We start from the raw sequence: 19434 nt of genomic DNA on the forward strand, positions 1-19434 counted from the left end.
AACAGGACCGGAGTCACCATGTCCGACCAGTCGAACGACCAGCGCGTGGCGATCGTGACGGGCGGTACACGCGGAATCGGCGCCGCCATCACCACGGCACTGGCCCGCTCCGGGGTGCACGTCGCCGCCGGCTACAACAGCAACGCCCAGGCGGCCGAGGAACTCGCCGGCAAGCTCGGCGCCGAGGGCGCGTCGGTGTCGGTGCACCAGGGCAACGTCGGCGAGCCCGGGGACTGCACCCGCGTCGTCGGCGAGGTCCTCGAGGCCCGGGGCCGGGTGGACTACCTGATCAACAACGCCGGCATCACGGTCGACAAGACCATGCGCAGGATGACCGTCGACGACTGGCACGCGGTGCTGCGGATCAACCTGTCCGGCTCGTTCTACATGGCCAAGGCCGTCCTCGACCACATGCTCGAGCGCGGGTTCGGCCGCATCGTCAACATCAGTTCGACGATCGGGCAGACCGGCGGCATTGGCCAGGCCAACTACGCCGCGTCCAAGTCCGGCCTGTTCGGCCTGACCCAGAGCCTGGCCCAGGAGGTGGCCCGCAAGGGCATCACGGTGAACTGCGTGGCGCCGGGCTACATCGAGACCGAGATGGTGGCCGCGGTCCCCGAGGAGGTGCTGGCCAAGCTGCTCAAGGGCGTTCCGGTCGGGCGGCTCGGGCAGGCCAGCGAGATCGCCCGCGCGGTGCAGTTCCTGGTCGACGACGGCGCCGGCTACATCACCGGCAGCGTCATCTCCGTCAACGGCGGCCTGGACATGTGACCGGCGGCCACCGGTCAGCCGCAGAGTCCCTGAAGTGAAGATGCGGCTGACCGCGCGGTCGTTGTCTGCGCGGGAGATCCGGCCGGCGTCCATGCCCGCTGGAGCCTGTCGAGCACGGGGCGACCGGGCCGACCGGGGCGGACAGCGTCCGCTTCGGCCTCCCGACACCGCCTCCACCGTCACCGTCCAGGACCGATTCCGCCGCGCCTTGGCGGTGACCTGACTGACCCGGATCGCGGTTTGCCGGTGGGAAATCGAACCAGCCTCCTCGACGGTGGCGGCGCCCGTTTCGGGGCAGGTGGTATTGCATGGCCGAGAGCGAACTGACGGTGCGGGACCTGCGCAAGCGGGTGCCGATCGATCACCCTCGCGCTCGCCGCGGCGTCCCGCCGCCCTGTCCCGGGAACTCGCCGCCAGCCAGCGCAACGGCCGGCCGCCTCACGGCGGTGCCAGGGCCAGGGCCGGGTACCTCGGCCCGTCGGCGGCCAGCGCTATGTGCAGGTCTGCGTATCGAGGGTCGCCGGGAACCTCGCCTGCGTGGAGGAGGGCGCCGCGTTCAGACCTCCCGGAACCGGTTGATCTGCTCCGCGTGCCGTTCCCGGCGCTGGGTGTCGCTCACCCCGAGTCCCTCCCGCGGTGCCAGGCAGAGCACGCCGACCTTCCCCTGGTGAGCGTTGGAGTGCACGTCGAGCACGGCCTGAGCGGTCTGAGCCAGCGGGTAGACCTTCGAGAGCGTCGGGTGCACCTTGCCGGTGGCAACGAGGCGGTTGGCCTCCCAGGCCTCGCGGTAGTTCGCGAAGTGCGAGCCGATGATGCGCTTGAGGTTCATCCACAGGTATCGGTTGTCGTAGGTGTGCTCGTAGCCCGAGGTCGAGGCGCAGGTGACGATCGTGCCGCCCCTGCGGGTCACATAGACACTCGCGCCGAAAGTTTCCCGGCCCGGGTGCTCCAGCACGATGTCCGGGTCCTCACCGCCGGTCAGTTCCCGGATCTTGGCCCCGAAGCGCTTCCACTCCGCGGGGTCCTGGTGGAACTCGTCGCCCCAGAACGCGTAGCCCTCCGCGTTCCGGTCGATGATCAGCTCGACGCCCATCCTCCGGCAGATCTCCGCCTTCTCCGGGGAGGACACCACACACACCGGCGTGCCGCCGCCGTTGAGCACCATCTGGGTGGCGTGGGAACCCAGGCCGCCGGAGGCACCCCAGACCAGCACGGTGTCACCCTGCTTCATGTCCGCCCCGTTGCGCGAGACCAACTGCCGGTAGGCCGTGGAGTTGACCAGCCCGGGACTGGCCGCCTCCTCCCAGCTCAAGTGGGGCGCCTTGGGCATCAACTGGTTGGACTTGACCAGGGCCAGCTCGGCGAGGCCACCGAAATTGGTCTCGAAACCCCAAATCCGCTGCTCCGGGTCCATCATCGTGTCGTTGTGCCCGTCGGGGTTCTCCAACTCCACGGACAGGCAGTGCGCGACCACCCGGTCACCGGGATTCCAGGTGTGCACCCCGAGTCCGGTGCGCACCACGACGCCGGCCAGGTCGGAGCCCACCACGTGATAAGGCAGGTCGTGCCGCTTCGCCAGCTCCGACAACCTCCCGTAGCGGCGCAGGGCGCTGAACGTGGGGAGCGGCTCGAAGATCGACGTCCAGACCGTGTTGTAGTTGATCGCGCTGGCCATCACCGCGACCAGCGCCTCACCGGGTCCGAGATCCGGGGTGGCGACGTCTCCGACGTGCAGGCTCTGCCGCGGGTCCTTCTCCCGGGTGGGCAATCCCGCGAACATCTCGGTCTCGTCCGCGCGCACCGTGACGCCGCGGTAATGCTCCGGGATTTTCAACCCGCCGACCTCATCGAACTGTTCGGCGAGGATCGCGTCGAGAATCTGCTGCATATCCATTCTCCTGGTTCTCTACGCCGCACCGGGCGAACCGGAGCCTGCGTTTCCGCCTCGGCCCCTCACACCCGTCCGGGGTCGGCGTCGAGTAAGCGGCCACTGACGTGCACAACGTTTGCTCTCGCGTGCACCACTACTCCTGGGACCACTACAGGCGCATCGGCGCCGCCAGATGGACCGGAACCTGGCCGACTACGAGGTATCCGGCGCCGAACGCGATCTCGGTGACACCGATTGACAACGGCTCGTCGACGTTCTTGCCGACCTGCCCGTCGCGGTGGTCCCCGTCGCGGTGGTCCCTTGCACCGCTGGCTGGTCGCCGACCACCCGGGTGGTCACACCTCTGCCCATCGCCCGGGCCCGGCTCGGCACCGGCAGGTCCTGCGCAGTTGCAGGGGCGCCGTGAAGTCGGTGACGACAGCGGCTCTCATGGTGTTGTTCCGTTCGGTGGGGACGAGTGTGCCGCTGAACCCGGGGTGAGGCGGCCCGCGGAGTGGGTGACGAAACGCAGCCCCTCACCTGCGGGCAGCGAGAAGCCCTCCGGGTCGCCGCGGTCCACGTCCAGGACGAACCTGTCGTGCCGCCACGCCGCGTCGAGCGCATCGTCGATGTAGAAGGGGCAGCCTTCGATCTCGCCGAGCAGCACGTCGCCCTGCCCGACCATGAACTCGCCCTCGGGAAGGCACATCGGTGTGCTGCCCGCGCAGCACCCGCCGGACTGTACGAACATGACCGGCGCACCCCGGCTGGCGCGCAGTCGGCTGATCGCCGAACGGGCCGCCGGGGTTGCCGTAATCCGCTCCACGCCCGCGATCGGATTCATCACGGTTTCAGAACAGACCGAGCGGACTGTCGCTGTAGCTGACCAGCAGGTTCTTCGTCTGGCTGTAGTGGTCGAGCATCATCGCGTGGTTCTCCCGGCCGACCCCGGAGATCTTGTAACCGCCGAACGCCGCACCCGCGGGATACTGGTGGTAGCAGTTCGTCCACACCCGGCCGGCTTTGATGCCCCGGCCCATCTTGTAGGCGCGGGTGCCGTTGCGCGTCCACACTCCGGCGCCGAGGCCATAGAGCGTGTCGTTAGCGATAGCCAGCGCGTCGGCGTCGTCGGTGAACGTGGTGACCGCGAGGACCGGGCCGAAGATCTCCTCCTGGAACACCCGCATCTTGTTGTCGCCCTTGAGCACCGTCGGCTGGAAGTAGTTGCCGCCGGCGAGATCGGGGTCGACGTCCGCACGCTGCCCGCCGATCAGCACCTCGGCGCCCTCGTTGCGGCCGATGTCGACATATGAGCTGATCTTGTCGATCTGCTGAGTGGAGACCTGCGCGCCGAGCTGGGTGTCGGTGTCCAGCGGATTGCCCTGCCTGATGGAAGCGATCCGGGCCAGCGCGCGGACCATGAACTCGTCGTAAATGTCGCGGTGGACCAGCGCCCGCGACGGGGCGGTGCAGACCTCGCCCTTGTTGAACGCGAAGAGCACGAATCCTTCGACCGCCTTGTCCAGGAAGGCGTCGTCGTGGTCCATGACGTCGGCGAAGAAGATGTTGGGGCTCTTGCCGCCGAGCTCGACGGTGGAGGGGATGAGGTTCTGCGCCGCGTACTGCATGATCAGCCGCCCCGTCACCGTCTCGCCGGTGAAGGAAACCTTCGCGATGCGGCGGTTGGCGGCGAGCGCCTTGCCGATCTCGGCGCCTGGACCGTTGATGATGTTGATGACGCCCGGTGGGACGACGTCCTCGATCACCTCAGCGAGCTTGAGTATCGACCAGGGTGTCGGCGAGGCCGGCTTGAGCACCGAGCAGTTCCCGGCGGCCAGTGCGGGAGCGAGCTTCCAGCCGGCCATCAGGAGCGGGAAGTTGAACGGGATGATCTGGCCGACGACCCCGAGCGGCTCACGGAAGTGGTAGGCGACGAGCTCCTTGTCGATCTCGGTCGAGCGACCCTCCTCGGCGCGGGCGGCCGCGGCGAAGTAGCGGAAATGGTCCGCGAGCAGTGGTACATCGGCGCCCAGGGTCTCGCGGACCGGTTTGCCGTTGTCCCAGCTCTCGGCGACGGCCAGCATCTCCTTGTTCGCCTCGATCGCGTCGGCGATGGCGTTGAGCACCTCTGCGCGCTCGGTGGCTGAGGCCGCGCCCCACGCGTCCTTCGCCGCGTACGCGGCGTCCAAAGCCAGCTCGACGTCGGCCGGGGTGGACTGCGCGACCTCGGTGATGGGACGGCCGTCGGCCGGGCTCAGGTCGACCCGGTAGTTCCCGCCGGTCGGTGTCAACCACTTACCGCCGATGAAGTTCTCGTACCGTGGCGCGACCTCGACGATGCTGCCCGACTGCTCGGGTGGGAAATATTTCATGGCACTCCCCTTTCACGGACCTCACCTTTGACTGAACACCGATCCCTGCAGGCTCGACAGTGCTGAACGTCCCGTGCGCCGTAGGCTCAGCGGACGGTGCCTGCGCCGGGGGCGCCGTTGCGGGTTCAGGGCTCACCGGTCGGTGGCCAGGTAGCGGCCCGGGCCGCTGCCCGCGCAGGCGCCGGTCTCGAGCCATCGGGTAAACCCGTCGCAGTTCCGTCGGTCGAGTTCGTCGAGCAGGCGCTCCCGGATGCGCACGATCTCGCAGCGGCCGGGGCCCGCAGGAACGTCGAGCAGGGCGAAGGAGCTGCGCCGCGCTCCGCAGGTCCTCCGCGCGGTCCGCGGCCGCGCTCTCGGCGGTGATGTAGTCCTGCGGTGCCCCGCGGCCTAGCCGGATCCACAGCGCGGCGATGGCGACCAGCATCGCGATGACGACGGCGCCGGCCGCGCCCAGCAGCACCATCAGCCCGGCCAGGACCAGGCCGCTCGCCAAGGTCACCGCGGCCGCGGCGACCTTGGCCCGGGGGCCGGTGCCAGGCGCGGGAGTCTTTCCCCGGCCGAGCGCTGCTGCGCCTGGATCCAGGCGAGCGCCCCGATGAAAAATCCCAGGCCGATCCACGCCAGCACTGCTCCGGGGGACAGCGCCACCATGCCGACGACACCCAGCAGGTACCCCGCAACGGCGGCGAGGATGGTCCAGAGAGACCGGGTGAGCATGGTGGGCCTCCGCGATCGGGAGAGGTGCGCTGTCGGGTGTTGCAGGTCGGCCGGTTGCCGGCGGCGGTTTTCGCTGGGACCGTAATGGTGATCAGGAGCTTTGATCTTCCCCACTTCCACGGATACATCAGTCCGTGGTCCGCTGTAGGTGTCGCGATCAATTGGGTGTGGGAGGTAGCGATGCGGATCGCGGCGGCAATGGTCGTCGTCTGGCTGATCATCGGGGTCGTAGCTTCGGTGCAGCGCAACTACGTCACCGGGTCGGTCGCAAGCTGCGCTCTGGTCGGAACGGTCGCGATCACGATGCTTGTCGGCCCGTTGAACTGCGTCGGCTTCAACCCGCAGATCAGCTGCGAGGTGGCCTCAATCGTCGAATTGGCAACTAGTCCACTGCGAATTTTTCCTCCCTGTCTTAGGGGCAGTCTCGGTTACGAACGGCGTCAGCGTTGGACTGCACGCTGAGCAGGATTGGCTGATCTAGAGGGAGAGCAGGCGATCGAAGAACGTGCGGTAACGGCGGAGCGCGATCCGTAGATCCTCCGTGGTCGACTCGTTGTTTGCGGCGCGGCGATCCGGTGGCGTTTCGGTACCGGTCGCGCTGCGGACCGCAGCCACGCCATCTCCCACACCCGCGCAAGAAACGGTGAGAGCCCACTGACCGCGTAGCGGGTTCCCTGCCCGGCAGCCACGGTCGCAGCGCTCATGAGGTCCGCCAGACCGCGCACTGCGCAGAACGTCACGCCGCACACATCCACAACGAGATTCCGCCGGCCCCGCACCGAGGGCCCGACCGAACGTGGTTCGCACGATCGGCACGGTGGCGAGGTCCACCTCGCCCTGTACCCGCATGACGGTGACATCACCGGCATCGGCGAGCGTGGTGCACACACCACCAGGCTCGGAACTGCGACCGGGCCACGTCTCGCCGCCCATTAACAACCCACCTCAGCGTGCCCCATTAGTGGGCCGCCGAGGTCCAGGGCGGTCTGTGCGGGTCAGTCTCCCAGCCCGAGCACCGACTGTCGAGCCGCCAAACGGCCGCCCGATCGGTGTGAGGGGCCGAGCACTTTGCCGAGCCGGTACTGGTGTCTCGGGCAACGGTGCCCGACCCGGATGCCGACGATCTGGTCGAGCACTTGTTCGACAGGGCGAGCCCAGCACGACGACCCATCAGCGGCGAGCAGGATAGGCGGTAGGTCGGCAAGCGGGACGACTACCAGATCAGCGCTGCCCACCTGGTCGGGCGATGGTCGGCGGATGAACAGCCTCCCCGGGTTTTCGTCACTTGGCGCAGTTGAAGTGACCCCCGCTGACCGGACACCTTGGGATGCCCCGGGTTCCGTGGAGTCGGGTTCCTGGAAACTAGGCCACAACGATCTTACTGTTGGACTCGAGCTCTATCGGTGACAGCCAGCCCAGCGCGCTGTGTCGACGTTGCCGGTTGTGCCGGATCTCGAGGTACTCGAAGATCGCGTTGGCCAGCTCGATCCGGGTCCTCCACCACTGCCGGTCGAGCAGTTCGATCTGCATGCGCGACCAGAAGGCCTCGATCATGGAGTTGTCGAAGCAGTCCCCGACGCTGCCCATCGAGGGCACCAGCCCGGAGTCCCTGGCCCGGTCGGTGAAGGCCCAGGACCCGAATTGCGGTCCCTGGTCGGAGTGGATGATCGTCCCCGGTGGTGGCCGGCGGGAGTCGATGGCCATGCCGAGCGCGTTGGTCACCAATGCCGCGGTCGGTGAGGAGTCGATCGACCAGCCGACCACGCGGCGGGCGTAGGTGTCGAGGACGACCGCGCAGTAGAGCTTGCCTTCGCGGGTGTGGTGCTCGGTGATGTGCGCCTGGTGCGCTCGGGCGTGGCGGGCAGGGTCATCTCGTCGCGACGGTGTCCGGGTGGGCATTGGGACCACCGCTCGGTGGCACGACGACCCGCACCAGTGCGTCGACGACAGCGCCTCCGATGGGGAGACGACCAGCGGTTGATCTACGCCTCGGCCCGCCCCGGGCAGGGCTCGGCCGCCCAACCCAACCAGGCAGCGGCTTCACTCGCGACGGGGGCGTCCCCGGAGTGACGAGCTTGGGCCCACTGCGAAGCCCGTCCAGCGCGCCCGGCCTCGACGGCTCTAGCGTCACCGGTCATGCCGAGACCGCCAGGTGGCCGGTCACCCACCGGCCTCTACTCGGTGATTACCGGTTGGCCGCCGGTGTGCCCGCGGCGGCCATCTGTTCGCGCCGGCGCACTACGGTTGCGGTGAAGACGCCTGCCGCGGCCGCGGTCGCAGCGAGCAGCAGGAACCCGACCATGTAGTTGCCCAGGGCACCGTAGACCAAACCCATGACCAGCGGGGGAAGAAGCCTCCGAGCCCGCCGGCGGCGCCGACCACTCCGGTCACGGCCCCGACCTGTTCGGGTGCGACCAGCCGGGCGAGGAGTGCGAAGACCGCCCCGGTGCCGGCGCCCAGGGCCGCGGCAAGCCCGAGGAAGGCCCCCGTGCCGACTGGGACCAGCGGGAACTCGAACGCCGCCATCAGGGCCAGCAACGCGGCCGCGCCGTAGGCGCTGAGCAGAACCGCGATCGGCTTGAACCGGTCGGACAGCCAACCCCCGATGGGCCGCATGGCGACGGCGAGCACCACGAACCCGGCGGTCCGCAGCGCCGCGTCGCTGCGCTCGAGATGGTAGGCGGTGGTGAGGTAGGTGGGCAGGTACACGCTGAACGCCACGAAGCCGCCGAACGCGACGGCGTACAGGAACGACAGCTGCAGCGTCACCGGCATACGCAGCGTTGTCGCGAGCCGGGTCAGCATGCTCCCGGCGGCGACGGGCCGGTCCGGCCGGTCGCGCAGCAGCAGGTAGGCGACCACGGCGTACACCACGAGCGCCGCAGCGACCAGGTCGAACGGGAAGATGGGGCCGATCGCCTTGGTCAGCTGCACGGTGGTGAAGGCCGAGATCGCGGTACCGCCCATGCCGGCGCCGAAGATGCCCAGCGCGAGGCCGCGCCGTTGCGGGGGGTACCACGAGTTCACGAACGGGATGCCGATGGCGAATGTGGTGCCGCCCAGGCCGAGGAAGAAGCCACCGACCAGGTAGCCGGCGAACGAGCTTGCGAGGTGACCGAGGTAAAGCACCGGCAGCACTGTCAGCAGGGCAACGACCGGGAACATGCGGCGTGCGCCCAGCCGGTCGGTGAGCGCGCCGGCCGGGATCCGGCCGAGCGAGCCGACGATGACCGGTACCGCGACCAGCAGTGACTGCTGGAACGAGGTGAGCGACAGCTGCTCGCGCAGGGTCGCGCTCAGCGGCGACAGCAGCGCCCAGGCCCAGAACGTCACCGCGAAGCCGATGGTGGCCAGCGTGAGCATCATCGCCGGTCGCGGTGACGCCGCCGACGGCCCGGTGGCCGGTGTTGTCCCCTTCGCGGCCCGTCTGGTCACGGCGCATCTCCGATCTGCCGGTCGACCCTGCGCAGTGCGGCGGCTTCGGCCACAGGCGCCGACGAACGTCCATCGTCGTACGCCCGGGTGCCTGATCGGCAGGGCTGTTCCGTCCCAATTCTCGGGACCTTCGGCATTGATGCGCTCGGATCCGCCTGCCAGGATCAGAAGGGGGGCTGCTGCGGAAGGGACGCGGTCATGGCTCTGGACGCGGGCACAGGCAATGGGCGGGCGTGCCCCAAGGGCGGAACGGACGGACCTGCGGCCGATGCGCTGCTGCGGACCGGGCGGTTCTTCACCCGCCGGGAGACCTCGGACGATCTGCGGGCGGTGTTCCGCGAGGGCGGCCGGGAGGGCGACGCCTTCTACCGGGACCGCTGGAGCCACGACAAGGTGGTGCGCTCCACGCACGGGGTGAACTGCACCGGCTCGTGCTCGTGGAAGGTCTACGTCAAGGACGGGATCATCACCTGGGAGACCCAGCAGACCGACTACCCCTCGGTCGGGCCGGATTCCCCGGAGTACGAGCCGCGCGGCTGCCCGCGCGGGGCGGCGTTCTCCTGGTACACCTACTCCCCCACCCGGCTGCGCTACCCCTACGCCCGCGGGGTGCTCGTCGAGATGTACCGCGAGGCGAGGGCTCGGCTCGGCGATCCGGTGGCCGCGTGGGCCGAGGTCACCGGCGATGCGGACAAGCGCCGGCGCTACCAGTCCGCGCGCGGCAAGGGCGGGCACGTGCGGGTGTCCTGGGACGAGGCCGTGGAGATCGTGGCGGCCGCACACGTGCACACGATCAAGACCTACGGCCCGGACCGGATCGCGGGCTTCTCCCCGATCCCGGCCATGTCGATGGTCAGCCACGCGGCGGGCTCGCGGTTCATCGAGCTGATCGGCGGGGCGATGACCTCGTTCTACGACTGGTACGCCGACCTGCCCGTCGCGTCGCCGCAGGTGTTCGGCGACCAGACCGACGTCCCGGAGTCCGGGGACTGGTGGAACGCCACCTACCTACTGATGTGGGGCTCCAACGTGCCGGTCACCCGCACCCCGGACGCGCATTGGATGGCCGAGGCCCGCTACAAGGGACAGAAGGTCGTCGTCGTCTCGCCGGATTACGCCGACAACACCAAGTTCGCCGACACCTGGCTGCCCGCGCAGCCGGGCACCGATGGGGCGCTGGCGATGGCGATGGGTCACGTCATGCTCAAGGAGTTCTTCGTCGACCGGCGGGTGCCGTTCTTCGTCGACTACGTGCAGCGCTTCACCGACCTGCCGTTCCTCGTGACGCTCGAGGAACGCGACGGCGGGCACGTGCCCGGGAAGTTCCTCACCGCCGCCGATCTCGGCGACACCGGTGAGGGCGCGGCCTGGAAGACCGTGCTGCTCGACGGGCGCACCGGCGAGCCGGTCGTGCCGAACGGCTCACTGGGCTTCCGCTACACCGAGTCCGGCGCCGGGCGGTGGAACCTCGACCTGGGTGACGTCGCCCCGCAGCTCACCGTGCTCGGCGGCGAGACCGCGGAGGTGCTGCTGCCCCGCTTCGACGCGCTCGACGGCACCGGCGGGGTGCTGCGCCGCGGTGTGCCGGTGCGCCGGATCGGCGGGCGGCTGGTCACCACGGTGTTCGACCTGATGCTCGCCCAGTACGGTGTGCGCCGCGACGGAATGCCCGGGATATGGCCCGCCGGCTACGACGACCCGGCCGAGCCGTACACGCCGGCCTGGCAGGAGCCGATCACGTCGGTGCCCGCCGAGCAGGTCGTGCGTATCGCCCGGGAGATGGCCGCCAACGCCGAGGAGTCGCACGGCCGCACCATGATCATCATGGGGGCGGGGATCTGCCAGTGGTTCCACGGTGACGCCACCTACCGCGCGGTGCTGGCGCTGCTGATTCTGACCGGGTCGATGGGGCGCAACGGCGGCGGCTGGGCGCATTACGTGGGCCAGGAGAAGTGCCGCCCGGTCACCGGCTGGGCGACCATGGCGGGGGCGACGGACTGGCAGCGGCCGCCGCGGCAGATGATCGGCACGGCGTACTGGTACACCCACACCGACCAGTGGCGCTACGACGGCTACCGCGCCGACGCACTCACCTCCCCGCTGGCGCAGGGCCGGCTGGCAGGAATGCACACGATGGACACCATCGCGCTGTCCGCGCGGCTGGGCTGGATGCCCTCCTATCCGCAGTTCGACCGCAACCCGCTCGACGTCACCGACGAGGCCGCCGCCGCGGGCCAGGAGGTCCCGGCCTATGTCGCTTCGCAGCTGCGGGACAGGAAGCTGAGCTTCGCGATCGAGGACCCCGACGCGCCGGAGAACTGGCCGCGGTGTCTCACCCTGTGGCGGGCCAACCTGCTCGGCTCCTCGGCGAAGGGCGACGAGTACTTCCTCAAGCACCTGCTCGGCACCCACAACAATCTGTTGGCCGAGCAGACCCCCGCCGAGCGGCGGCCCCGCGACGTCACCTGGCGCGACGGTGACCCGCCCGAGGGCAAGCTCGACCTGCTGCTGTCGCTGGATTTCCGGATGACGAGCTCCACGCTGCTCTCCGACGTCGTGCTGCCCGCAGCGACCTGGTACGAGAAGCACGACCTGAACACCACCGACATGCACCCGTTCGTGCACGCGTTCAACCCGGCGATCGACCCGCCGTTCGAGTCGCGCACCGACTTCGACGCCTTCGGAGCCATCGCGCGGCGGTTCAGCGAGCTCGCCCGCACCCACCTCGGGGTGCGCCGCGACGTCGTCGCCGTGCCGCTGCAGCACGACACCCCGGGCGAGACCGCGCAGCCCGGCGGCCGGGTCCTGGACTGGCGCGCCGGTGAGGTCGAACCGGTCCCCGGTCGCACGATGCCGAACTTCGTCGTCGTCGAGCGCGACTACCCGGCCGTCGCCGACAAGATGGCCGCCGTCGGACCGCTGCTCGACCGGCTCGGGATGACGACGAAGGGGATCACCTACCAGCCGGACGAGGAGATCGCCTACCTGGCGGCGAAGAACGGCGTGATGCTCGGCGGCGCCGGGGACGGCCGCCCGGCGATCGACACCGACGCCAAGATGGCCGAGGCGATCCTCGCGCTGTCCGCGACGACGAACGGCCGGCTCGCCGTGCAGGGCTTCCGGGAGCTGGAGCGGCGCACCGGCACGAAGCTGGCCGACCTGGCCGAGGGCAGCGAGGAGCGCCGCATCTCCTTCGCCGACACCCAGGCCCGGCCGGTCCCGGTGATCACCAGCCCGGAGTGGTCGGGCAGCGAGACCGGCGGGCGCCGCTACGCCCCGTTCACGGTGAACGTCGAGCGGTTGAAGCCGTGGCACACCCTGACCGGGCGGATGCACTTCCTGCTCGACCACGACTGGATGCACGAGATGGGCGAGACGCTGCCGATCTACCGCGTGCCGCTGGACATGCACCGGCTGTTCGGCGAACCACGACTCGGCGAGCTGGGCACGGAGGGCGCCTCGGTGACGGTGCGCTACCTGACGCCGCACTCGAAGTGGTCGATCCACTCGGAGTACCAGGACAACCTGTTGATGTTGTCGCTCTCGCGCGGCGGTCCCACGGTGTGGATGAGCGAGGCCGACGCCACCGCGATCGGGGTCCGGGACAACGACTGGATCGAGGCGGTGAACCGCAACGGTGTGCTGGTCGCGCGGGCGATCGTCACCCACCGCATGCCGGTCGGGACGGTGTTCGTCTACCACGCGCAGGAGCGGGTGGTGAACGTGCCGAAGTCCGAGGCGACCGGGCGCCGCGGCGGCATCCATAACTCGCTGACCCGCATCCTGGTCAAGCCGACCCATCTCGTCGGGGGCTACGCCCAGCTGTCCTTCGCGTTCAACTACCTCGGGCCCGCCGGGAACCAGCGCGACGAGGTGACGGTCGTCCGGCGCCGTACGAGCCAGAAGGTCGAGTACTGACATGCGCGTGATGGCCCAGATGGGCATGGTCATGAACCTCGACAAATGCATCGGGTGCCACACCTGCTCGGTGACCTGCAAGCAGGCGTGGACCAACCGCAGCGGCGTCGAGTACGTCTGGTTCAACAATGTCGAGACCCGCCCCGGACAGGGCTACCCGCGCCGCTACCAGGACCAGGAGAGGTGGAAGGGCGGCTGGGTGCGCAACCGCCGCGGCCGGCTACAGCTCAAGGCCGGCGGCCGGTTCAGGAAGCTGCTCACGATCTTCGCGAACCCGGTGTTGCCCAACATCCGCGACTACTACGAACCCTGGACCTACGACTACGCGAACCTCACCGACGCCCCGCTGGGCGACGACTTCCCCGTCGCGCAGCCGAAGTCGCTGCTCTCCGGTGAGCCGATGGCCATCGAGTGGAGCGCCAACTGGGACGACGACCTCGGCGGCGCCCCCGAACACGGCCCGCGCGACCCCATCGTGGAGCGGCTGCGCGCCGAGTCGCAGGAGAAGGTCAAGTTCTCCTACGAGCAGGCCTTCATGTTCTTCCTGCCGCGCATCTGCGAGCACTGCCTCAACCCGTCCTGCGTGGCGTCGTGCCCGTCCGGGGCGATGTACAAGCGCGCCGAGGACGGCATCGTGCTGGTCGACCAGGACCGGTGCCGGGGCTGGCGGATGTGCGTCACCGGCTGCCCGTACAAGAAGGTCTACTTCAACCACCGCACCGGCAAGGCCGAGAAGTGCACGTTCTGCTACCCCCGGGTCGAGGTCGGGCTGCCCACCGTGTGCAGCGAGACCTGCGTGGGCCGGCTGCGCTACATCGGACTGTTCCTCTACGACGCCGACCGGGTCACCGCGGCGGCCTCGGTCGAGAACGAGCAGGACCTCTACGAGGCCCAGCTCGACCTGCTGCTCGACCCGACCGACCCCGCGGTGCTCGATCACGCCCGCCGCGACGGCATCGCCGAGGACTGGCTGGAGGCCGCCCGCCGCTCCCCGGTGTACCGGCTGGCCAAGACCTACCGGGTGGCGCTGCCGCTGCACCCGGAGTTCCGCACGATGCCGATGGTCTGGTACATCCCGCCGCTGTCCCCGGTCGTCGACCGGCTCGCCGAGACCGGCCACGACGGCGAGGACGCCGCCAACCTTTTCGGCGCCATCGACGCGCTGCGCATCCCGATCGGGTACCTCGCCGAGCTGTTCACCGCGGGCGACCCCGCGCCGGTGCGCGGCGTACTGCAGAAGCTGGCCGCGATGCGCTCCTACATGCGTGACGTGACGCTGGACCGGCCCCACAACGAGTCGATCGCGACGGCAGTCGGGATGACCGGCGGCGAGATCATCGAGATGTACCGGCTGCTGGCGATCGCCAAATATGAGGAGCGCTACGTCATCCCGACCGCCTACTCCGGCGAGGCCCACCAGCTCGAGGAGCTCGGCTGCAGCCTCGACGTCGACGGCGGTCCGGGCATGATCGGCAGCGGCCCGTTCGGCGAGGCCTCCGGTCGCGCGACCCCGGTGTCGGTGGAGACGTTCCACGCGCTGCGCGACCGGCAGACCAGCGACCACATCGCCGACCCGGGCGAGCGGGGCGCCCGGATCAACCTGCTGAACTGGGACGGTAAGGGCCGCCCTCCGGGGCTGTTCCCGCCGCCGCGGCAGACACCACCGGGCCCCGGAGACCTCACTGCAGGCGGCGCCGCGGCGGCGCGGACGGCCGAGCTCGGCGAGGACGGGCGATGAACGGTTACGGCGAACGGGCCCGGGCGGCGGTGCTGCAGGCGGCCTCGGTGTGTCTGCAGTACCCCGACGATGCCGTGCTGGCGACACTGCCGGTCGTCCGGGACGCGGTCGGCGCCTTACCCGAGGGCAGACCGCGGGAGCGACTGGGCGCCTTCCTCGACTCCGCCGCGGCCACCCCACCCGGCGAGCTGGCTCAGCACTATGTCGGCGTCTTCGACACCCGGCGGCGGTGCTGCTTATACCTGACCTGGTGGACCGACGGCGAGACCCGGCGCCGCGGCGGTGCGCTCGCCGCGCTCAAGGCCCGCTACCGGGCCGCCGGGGTCGAGCTGGACAGCAGCGAGCTGCCCGACTTCCTGCCGGTGGTGCTCGAATTCGCCGCCACCGCCGATCTCGCCGACGGGCTCCAACTACTGCAGGAGCACCGGGCCGGTGTCGAGCTGCTGCGGCTTGCCCTGCTCGATGTGCCCACGCCGTACGCCGCGCCCGTCGAGGCGGTCTGCGCGCTGCTACCGGGGCCCTCCCCGGCCGACGTCGCCGCGGCCAAGGCACTCGCGCGCAGCGGACCACCGCGGGAGCAGGTCGGGCTCGAACTCCCGCCGTTCGCACTGCGACCCACGGCATCGGGACCGCCGGGAGAACACCGATGAACTGGCAGGACGTGCTGCTGTGGGCCGTGCTGCCCTACGTCATGGTCGTCGTGCTCGTCGGCGGCACCATCTGGCGTTACCGCTACGACAAGTTCGGCTGGACCACCCGCTCATCAGAGCTGCACGAGTCACGGCTGCTACGCGTCGGCAGCCCCCTGTTCCACTTCGGGCTCCTCGTCGTGATCATCGGGCACGTGATCGGACTGATCATCCCGAAAAGCTGGACCGACGCGGCCGGGCTGAGCCAGCAGGCCTACCACGTACAGGCCCTGCTGCTCGGCGGCATCGCCGGGTTCTGCACCCTGGCGGGGGTCGCGATCCTGATCTACCGGCGGCGGACCACCGGTCCGGTCTTCATGGCCACCACGCGCAACGACAAACTGATGTACGTCGTGCTCGTCGCAGCCATCGTCGCCGGGTTGGCGACCACCCTGCTCGGCGCGGCCGGCGGCGAGGAGCACAACTACCGGCTGACGGTCGCGCCGTGGTTCCGGTCGCTGTTCGTGCTTCAACCCGACATCGCGAGCATGGCCGGGGCCGGGCTGGCGTTCCAGCTGCACACCCTCATCGGCCTGCTGCTGTTCACGATCTGGCCGTTCACCCGGCTGGTCCACGCATTCACCGCGCCGCTGGGCTACCTGTTCCGGCCCTACATCGTCTACCGATCACGGCGGGGCGGACCGGCCGCGCGCCCGGCACGCCGCGGTTGGGAACGGATCTGATGATCCTCCCGTGGAAAAGGACGAACCCGTGCAGAACACCTCTGGAGCGCTGGCCCGTGAGCAACTGGAGGCGGCCAGGTCAGCGTCCAGCAGGCGCGCCACCTGCACCGGCTGCCGTCCGAAGGCGGGGAGGCCCGGCCGAACCTGCGATGCCGAGGATCAACCAGCACGCGGCGGCGGCTGCAAGGCCGGCCCCGTCCCGACGAGGTCGACGCGTTGATCGCCGCCCTCCACATGCCGGCCGCCCTCGTCACCCTCACCGGTGCCCCGCACGAGCAAATCTCGTCTTCTCCTGGTCCGCCCCCACCGAGGCGAGCAGCCACGCACCGTGAAACGACCTCTTACACGGGAGCATGCTGGTGATGGTGGGCTTCGACGGGTCCATCCCCAGTCAGCGCACTCCGGTCTACATCGGCGGGTGCAGCGCAGCCGGGTCGCCCGGGTGGTGGTTACGTCGCTCCGGTCCCACCGCCCACGACGCGGGGAATCCAGATGATCGGAACACTGGGGCGGAGACCGCACATGGCCGTGAAATTGGGCGTCGCGGTCGCGGGTGAGGAACCGGAAATGCTGTCGTGCGGTGCCCCTCGGCTGACGTCGGGGCGCGTTCGGCGCCCGGCTCGGCGCGCTGGTGCAGGTCCCCGCCGACTGCGGTGAGGTCCCGGGCAGGGGCGACGCCGAGCTTTGGGTCGCGGCCGGCTGCCTCGGTGCGAGCACCACGGGCGAACGCCATCGCCGAACGGTTCGTCGGCAGCATCCGCCGCGAACTCCTCGACCAGATCCTCGTCATCAACCAACGCCACGTGTGCGGGGCGCTGTCCGAGTATGAGGACCACTTCAACCGCCATCGCCCACACCGCGCGCTGGTTCCCCTACGCCCGCTCCCAGAACGACGCCAGGACGACACCACGCGCGTCCGAGGACTTGACCGGCTCGGCGGCCTCCTCCACGTATATCAGCAGGTCGCATGACGTGAGCCGAGTTTCGGGCACCCACAGGCCCCGCTGCTCGACCGGATCGCCGCGGCTGGGAACGGATCAGTGAGCGCCGTGCAAAAGTCCTGCCTCGACGCGCTGGCCCGCAAACTGCTCGCCGCGGCCGGCGCATCATCCAGCGGCGCGCCGCGCGCACCGTCTAGGGTCACGAGCACGTACTCCGCCAGACTGTGATCGCACTGGCGGCCGGGCAGGCACTCGCCGAGCACGAGAACCCCGACGAGGCCACCGTCTACGTCCTCCATGGACGGATCCGCCTGGCCCCCGGCCTCGACTCCTGGGAGGCAGGAAAGGCGACCTGCTGATCGTCCCGCTCGCCCCGCACAGCCTGGAGGCTGTCGAGGACTCGGCCGTGCTGCTCACGGTGGCGAAGGCGGGTCGCTAGCTCCGATCACTGCTTCAGCGCCCGCAGCAGGGCGGCCGGCGACCGACCGCCGCGAAACGGATCAGGATGGGCACGATGCAGACATCCTCGCTCGACGCGCTGGCCGGGTGACTGCTCGCTGCGGCCACCACCACGCTGCCTGGTTTCACGGGTGGAAGTACGGCCATTTGCTGGTCTGCGCATGGCTGGCGGGGGCTAACCTCGACTTTCACACGATCGTGTAGAGCGGAACCACAGGTCCTTCCGAGGAGTCCGCGAATGATCTCAGACAGGTCCCGGCCCATCGTCGAGGCGACGCTGCCCGTGGTGGGGGAGAACATCCGGGAGATCGCCAGACGCTTCTACGAACACCTGTTCGCCAACCACCCGGAGCTGCTCGACGGCACCTTCAACCGCGGCAACCAGGTTGACGGTTCCCAGCAGCAGGCGCTGGCCGGGTCGGTCGCGGGCTTCGCCACCGCGTTGGTCAACACCCCTGGTCGGGTGCCGGAGAAGCTGCTGTCGCGGATCGCGCACAAGCACGCGTCCCTTGGCATCCGGGCCGAGCAGTACCAGGTCGTCCACGACAACCTGATGTGGGCAATCGTGGACGTGCTGGGCGAGGCGGTCACGCCGGAGGTCGCGGCGGCGTGGGATGAGGTCTACTGGCTGATAGCCAACGCGCTGATCAACCAGGAGCGGGGCCTGTACAGCGCGCGCGGGGTGCGGCCGGAGACGGTGTGGCGGCAGTGGCAGGTCGAAAAGAAGATCCGGGAGACCGACGACGTGGTGACGTTCGTGGTCAAGCGGATCGACAACCGGCTGGTGAAGTCCTCGCTGCCGGGGCAGTACGTGACCGTGCTGATGCCGATGCCGGACGGGGTGCGCCAGCCGCGCCAGTACAGCCTGACTCGGGCCGACGACGGCGAACACCGGCAGTTTTCGGTCAAGCGGGTGGACGGCGACGGGAAGCCGGCCGGTGAGGTGTCGACGCTGCTGCACGACTCGGTCGCCGTGGGCGACGTGCTCACCCTGTCGCTGCCTTTCGGTGACGTCGTGCTCGACGATGCCGGGCGACCGGTGGTGTTCATCAGCGCGGGCATCGGGATCACCCCGATGGCCGGGATGCTGTCGCATCTGGTTGCGGCCGGCTCCGAGCTGCGGACTGTGCTGCTGCACGCAGATGTGCACGAGAGGTCGTTCGCGCTGCGCCGCCAGGTCGTCAGCGATGTTCTCGCGTTGCGCAACGCCTCGATCCACCTCTGGTATGAGAAGGGCACCGGCAGCAACGAGCCGGTGGACGGGGTCTACTCCGGGATGATGGACCTCTCCCAAGTCAAGTTGCCCGACAACGCCTGGTATTACCTGTGCGGGCCGATCCCGTTCCTGCAGGCGGTGCGCAGCGCGCTGATCGAACGGGACGTGGTGCCCCACGACATCCAATACGAGGTGTTCGGCCCCGACCTGTGGCAGGCGGATCTCGACTGACGAGCCGTGGTCGCCGAGCGCGGGCAGCAGCTGCGCCCAGGCAGCCCTGTCCCGATTGGGACTCCGGCGACTGCCCGAGACGGCGTACAGCCGAGGCCCGCCCTCAACGGATGATCCCCAAGACCGGCGGCAAGCTGCGCCGCTTGGGGATTCCGACCGTGGCCGACCGGGTGGTCCAGGCGGCCCTGAAACTGGCGTTGAAGCCGATCTTCGAGGCGGACTTCCTGCCGTGTTCCTACGGGTTCCGTCCGAAGCGCCGAGCCCATTACGCGGTCGCGGAAGTGCATCAAGGGAACAAACGTGTGGGTGCCGAGAACGCCGTCACGTCATGCGACCTGCAGGTATTCGTGGATCAGTCCGCCGAGGCGGTCGCGTCGAAGTGCGTATGACGCGG

At 69.4% G+C, this 19434-nt stretch carries 15 protein-coding genes and 1 pseudogene; 10 read left to right on the plus strand and 6 right to left on the minus strand.

All coding sequences use genetic code 11. The features are described 5' to 3' along the window. Positions 1 to 18: 18 nt before the first annotated feature. The gene (locus WBK50_RS22070) at positions 19 to 771 is read left to right on the plus strand and encodes a 3-oxoacyl-ACP reductase (protein ID WP_341337428.1); all 753 of its coding nucleotides are present in this window, start codon (positions 19 to 21) and stop codon (positions 769 to 771) included. A 556-nt stretch (positions 772 to 1327) separates the two neighbouring features. Here WBK50_RS22070 and ccrA read toward each other — a convergent pair. From ccrA to WBK50_RS22090, 4 genes are all read right to left on the minus strand, one after another. Beyond that, on the minus strand, positions 1328 to 2659 hold the full coding sequence (ccrA, locus tag WBK50_RS22075) for a crotonyl-CoA carboxylase/reductase (protein ID WP_341337429.1): 1332 nt from the start codon (positions 2657 to 2659) through the stop codon (positions 1328 to 1330). Positions 2660 to 3089: 430 nt separating this feature from the next. Then, on the minus strand, positions 3090 to 3485 hold the full coding sequence (locus WBK50_RS22080) for a DUF779 domain-containing protein (protein WP_341339475.1): 396 nt from the start codon (positions 3483 to 3485) through the stop codon (positions 3090 to 3092). 7 nt (positions 3486 to 3492) lie between these two features. Then, complete coding sequence (locus tag WBK50_RS22085) at positions 3493 to 5013, minus strand: aldehyde dehydrogenase family protein (protein WP_341337430.1); 1521 nt, start codon at positions 5011 to 5013, stop codon at positions 3493 to 3495. A gap of 495 nt (positions 5014 to 5508) precedes the next feature. Next, entirely contained in the window at positions 5509 to 5730 is a 222-nt protein-coding gene (locus WBK50_RS22090; protein ID WP_341337431.1) for a hypothetical protein, read from the minus strand. Positions 5731 to 5766: 36 nt separating this feature from the next. On the opposite strand from WBK50_RS22090, the gene WBK50_RS22095 reads away from it, so the two are divergent. Further along, entirely contained in the window at positions 5767 to 6192 is a 426-nt protein-coding gene (locus WBK50_RS22095) for a hypothetical protein (protein ID WP_341337432.1), read from the plus strand. 900 nt (positions 6193 to 7092) lie between these two features. Here the strand turns inward: WBK50_RS22095 and WBK50_RS22100 are convergent. Next, positions 7093 to 7563 (minus strand): annotated as a pseudogene (locus WBK50_RS22100) (IS3 family transposase); the annotation flags it as partial. 405 nt (positions 7564 to 7968) lie between these two features. After that, positions 7969 to 9165: an MFS transporter gene (locus WBK50_RS22105; protein WP_341337433.1), complete on the minus strand. Its 1197-nt coding sequence runs from the start codon at positions 9163 to 9165 to the stop codon at positions 7969 to 7971. 198 nt (positions 9166 to 9363) lie between these two features. Between WBK50_RS22105 and WBK50_RS22110 the strand changes: the two genes are divergently transcribed. The 8 genes from WBK50_RS22110 (at position 9364) to WBK50_RS22145 (ending at position 19429) form a co-directional block, all read left to right on the plus strand. Continuing rightward, positions 9364 to 13083, plus strand: a complete 3720-nt coding sequence (locus WBK50_RS22110; RefSeq protein WP_341337434.1) for a nitrate reductase subunit alpha — start codon at positions 9364 to 9366, stop codon at positions 13081 to 13083. Position 13084: 1 nt separating this feature from the next. Continuing rightward, positions 13085 to 14821, plus strand: coding sequence for a nitrate reductase subunit beta (gene narH, locus WBK50_RS22115; RefSeq protein WP_341337435.1), 1737 nt, complete (start codon positions 13085 to 13087; stop codon positions 14819 to 14821). Further along, a complete protein-coding gene (narJ, locus tag WBK50_RS22120) occupies positions 14818 to 15471 on the plus strand; it encodes a nitrate reductase molybdenum cofactor assembly chaperone (protein ID WP_341337436.1) in 654 nt (217 codons plus the stop codon). The genes narH and narJ overlap by 4 nt, the downstream gene beginning before the upstream one ends. Beyond that, positions 15468 to 16193, plus strand: coding sequence for a respiratory nitrate reductase subunit gamma (narI, locus tag WBK50_RS22125; RefSeq protein WP_341337437.1), 726 nt, complete (start codon positions 15468 to 15470; stop codon positions 16191 to 16193). Before narJ ends, narI begins: the two co-directional genes overlap by 4 nt. A gap of 707 nt (positions 16194 to 16900) precedes the next feature. Continuing rightward, positions 16901 to 17164, plus strand: a complete 264-nt coding sequence (locus WBK50_RS22130; RefSeq protein WP_341337438.1) for an integrase core domain-containing protein — start codon at positions 16901 to 16903, stop codon at positions 17162 to 17164. Positions 17165 to 17358: 194 nt separating this feature from the next. Next, complete coding sequence (locus WBK50_RS22135) at positions 17359 to 17493, plus strand: hypothetical protein (protein WP_341337439.1); 135 nt, start codon at positions 17359 to 17361, stop codon at positions 17491 to 17493. Between the two features lie 386 nt (positions 17494 to 17879). After that, complete coding sequence (locus WBK50_RS22140) at positions 17880 to 19040, plus strand: globin domain-containing protein (protein ID WP_341337440.1); 1161 nt, start codon at positions 17880 to 17882, stop codon at positions 19038 to 19040. A gap of 110 nt (positions 19041 to 19150) precedes the next feature. Continuing rightward, entirely contained in the window at positions 19151 to 19429 is a 279-nt protein-coding gene (locus WBK50_RS22145; protein WP_341337441.1) for a reverse transcriptase domain-containing protein, read from the plus strand. The last annotated feature ends 5 nt before the right edge of the window (positions 19430 to 19434 follow it).

Source organism: Pseudonocardia sp. T1-2H (assembly GCF_038039215.1).
GTDB lineage: Bacteria > Actinomycetota > Actinomycetes > Mycobacteriales > Pseudonocardiaceae > Pseudonocardia.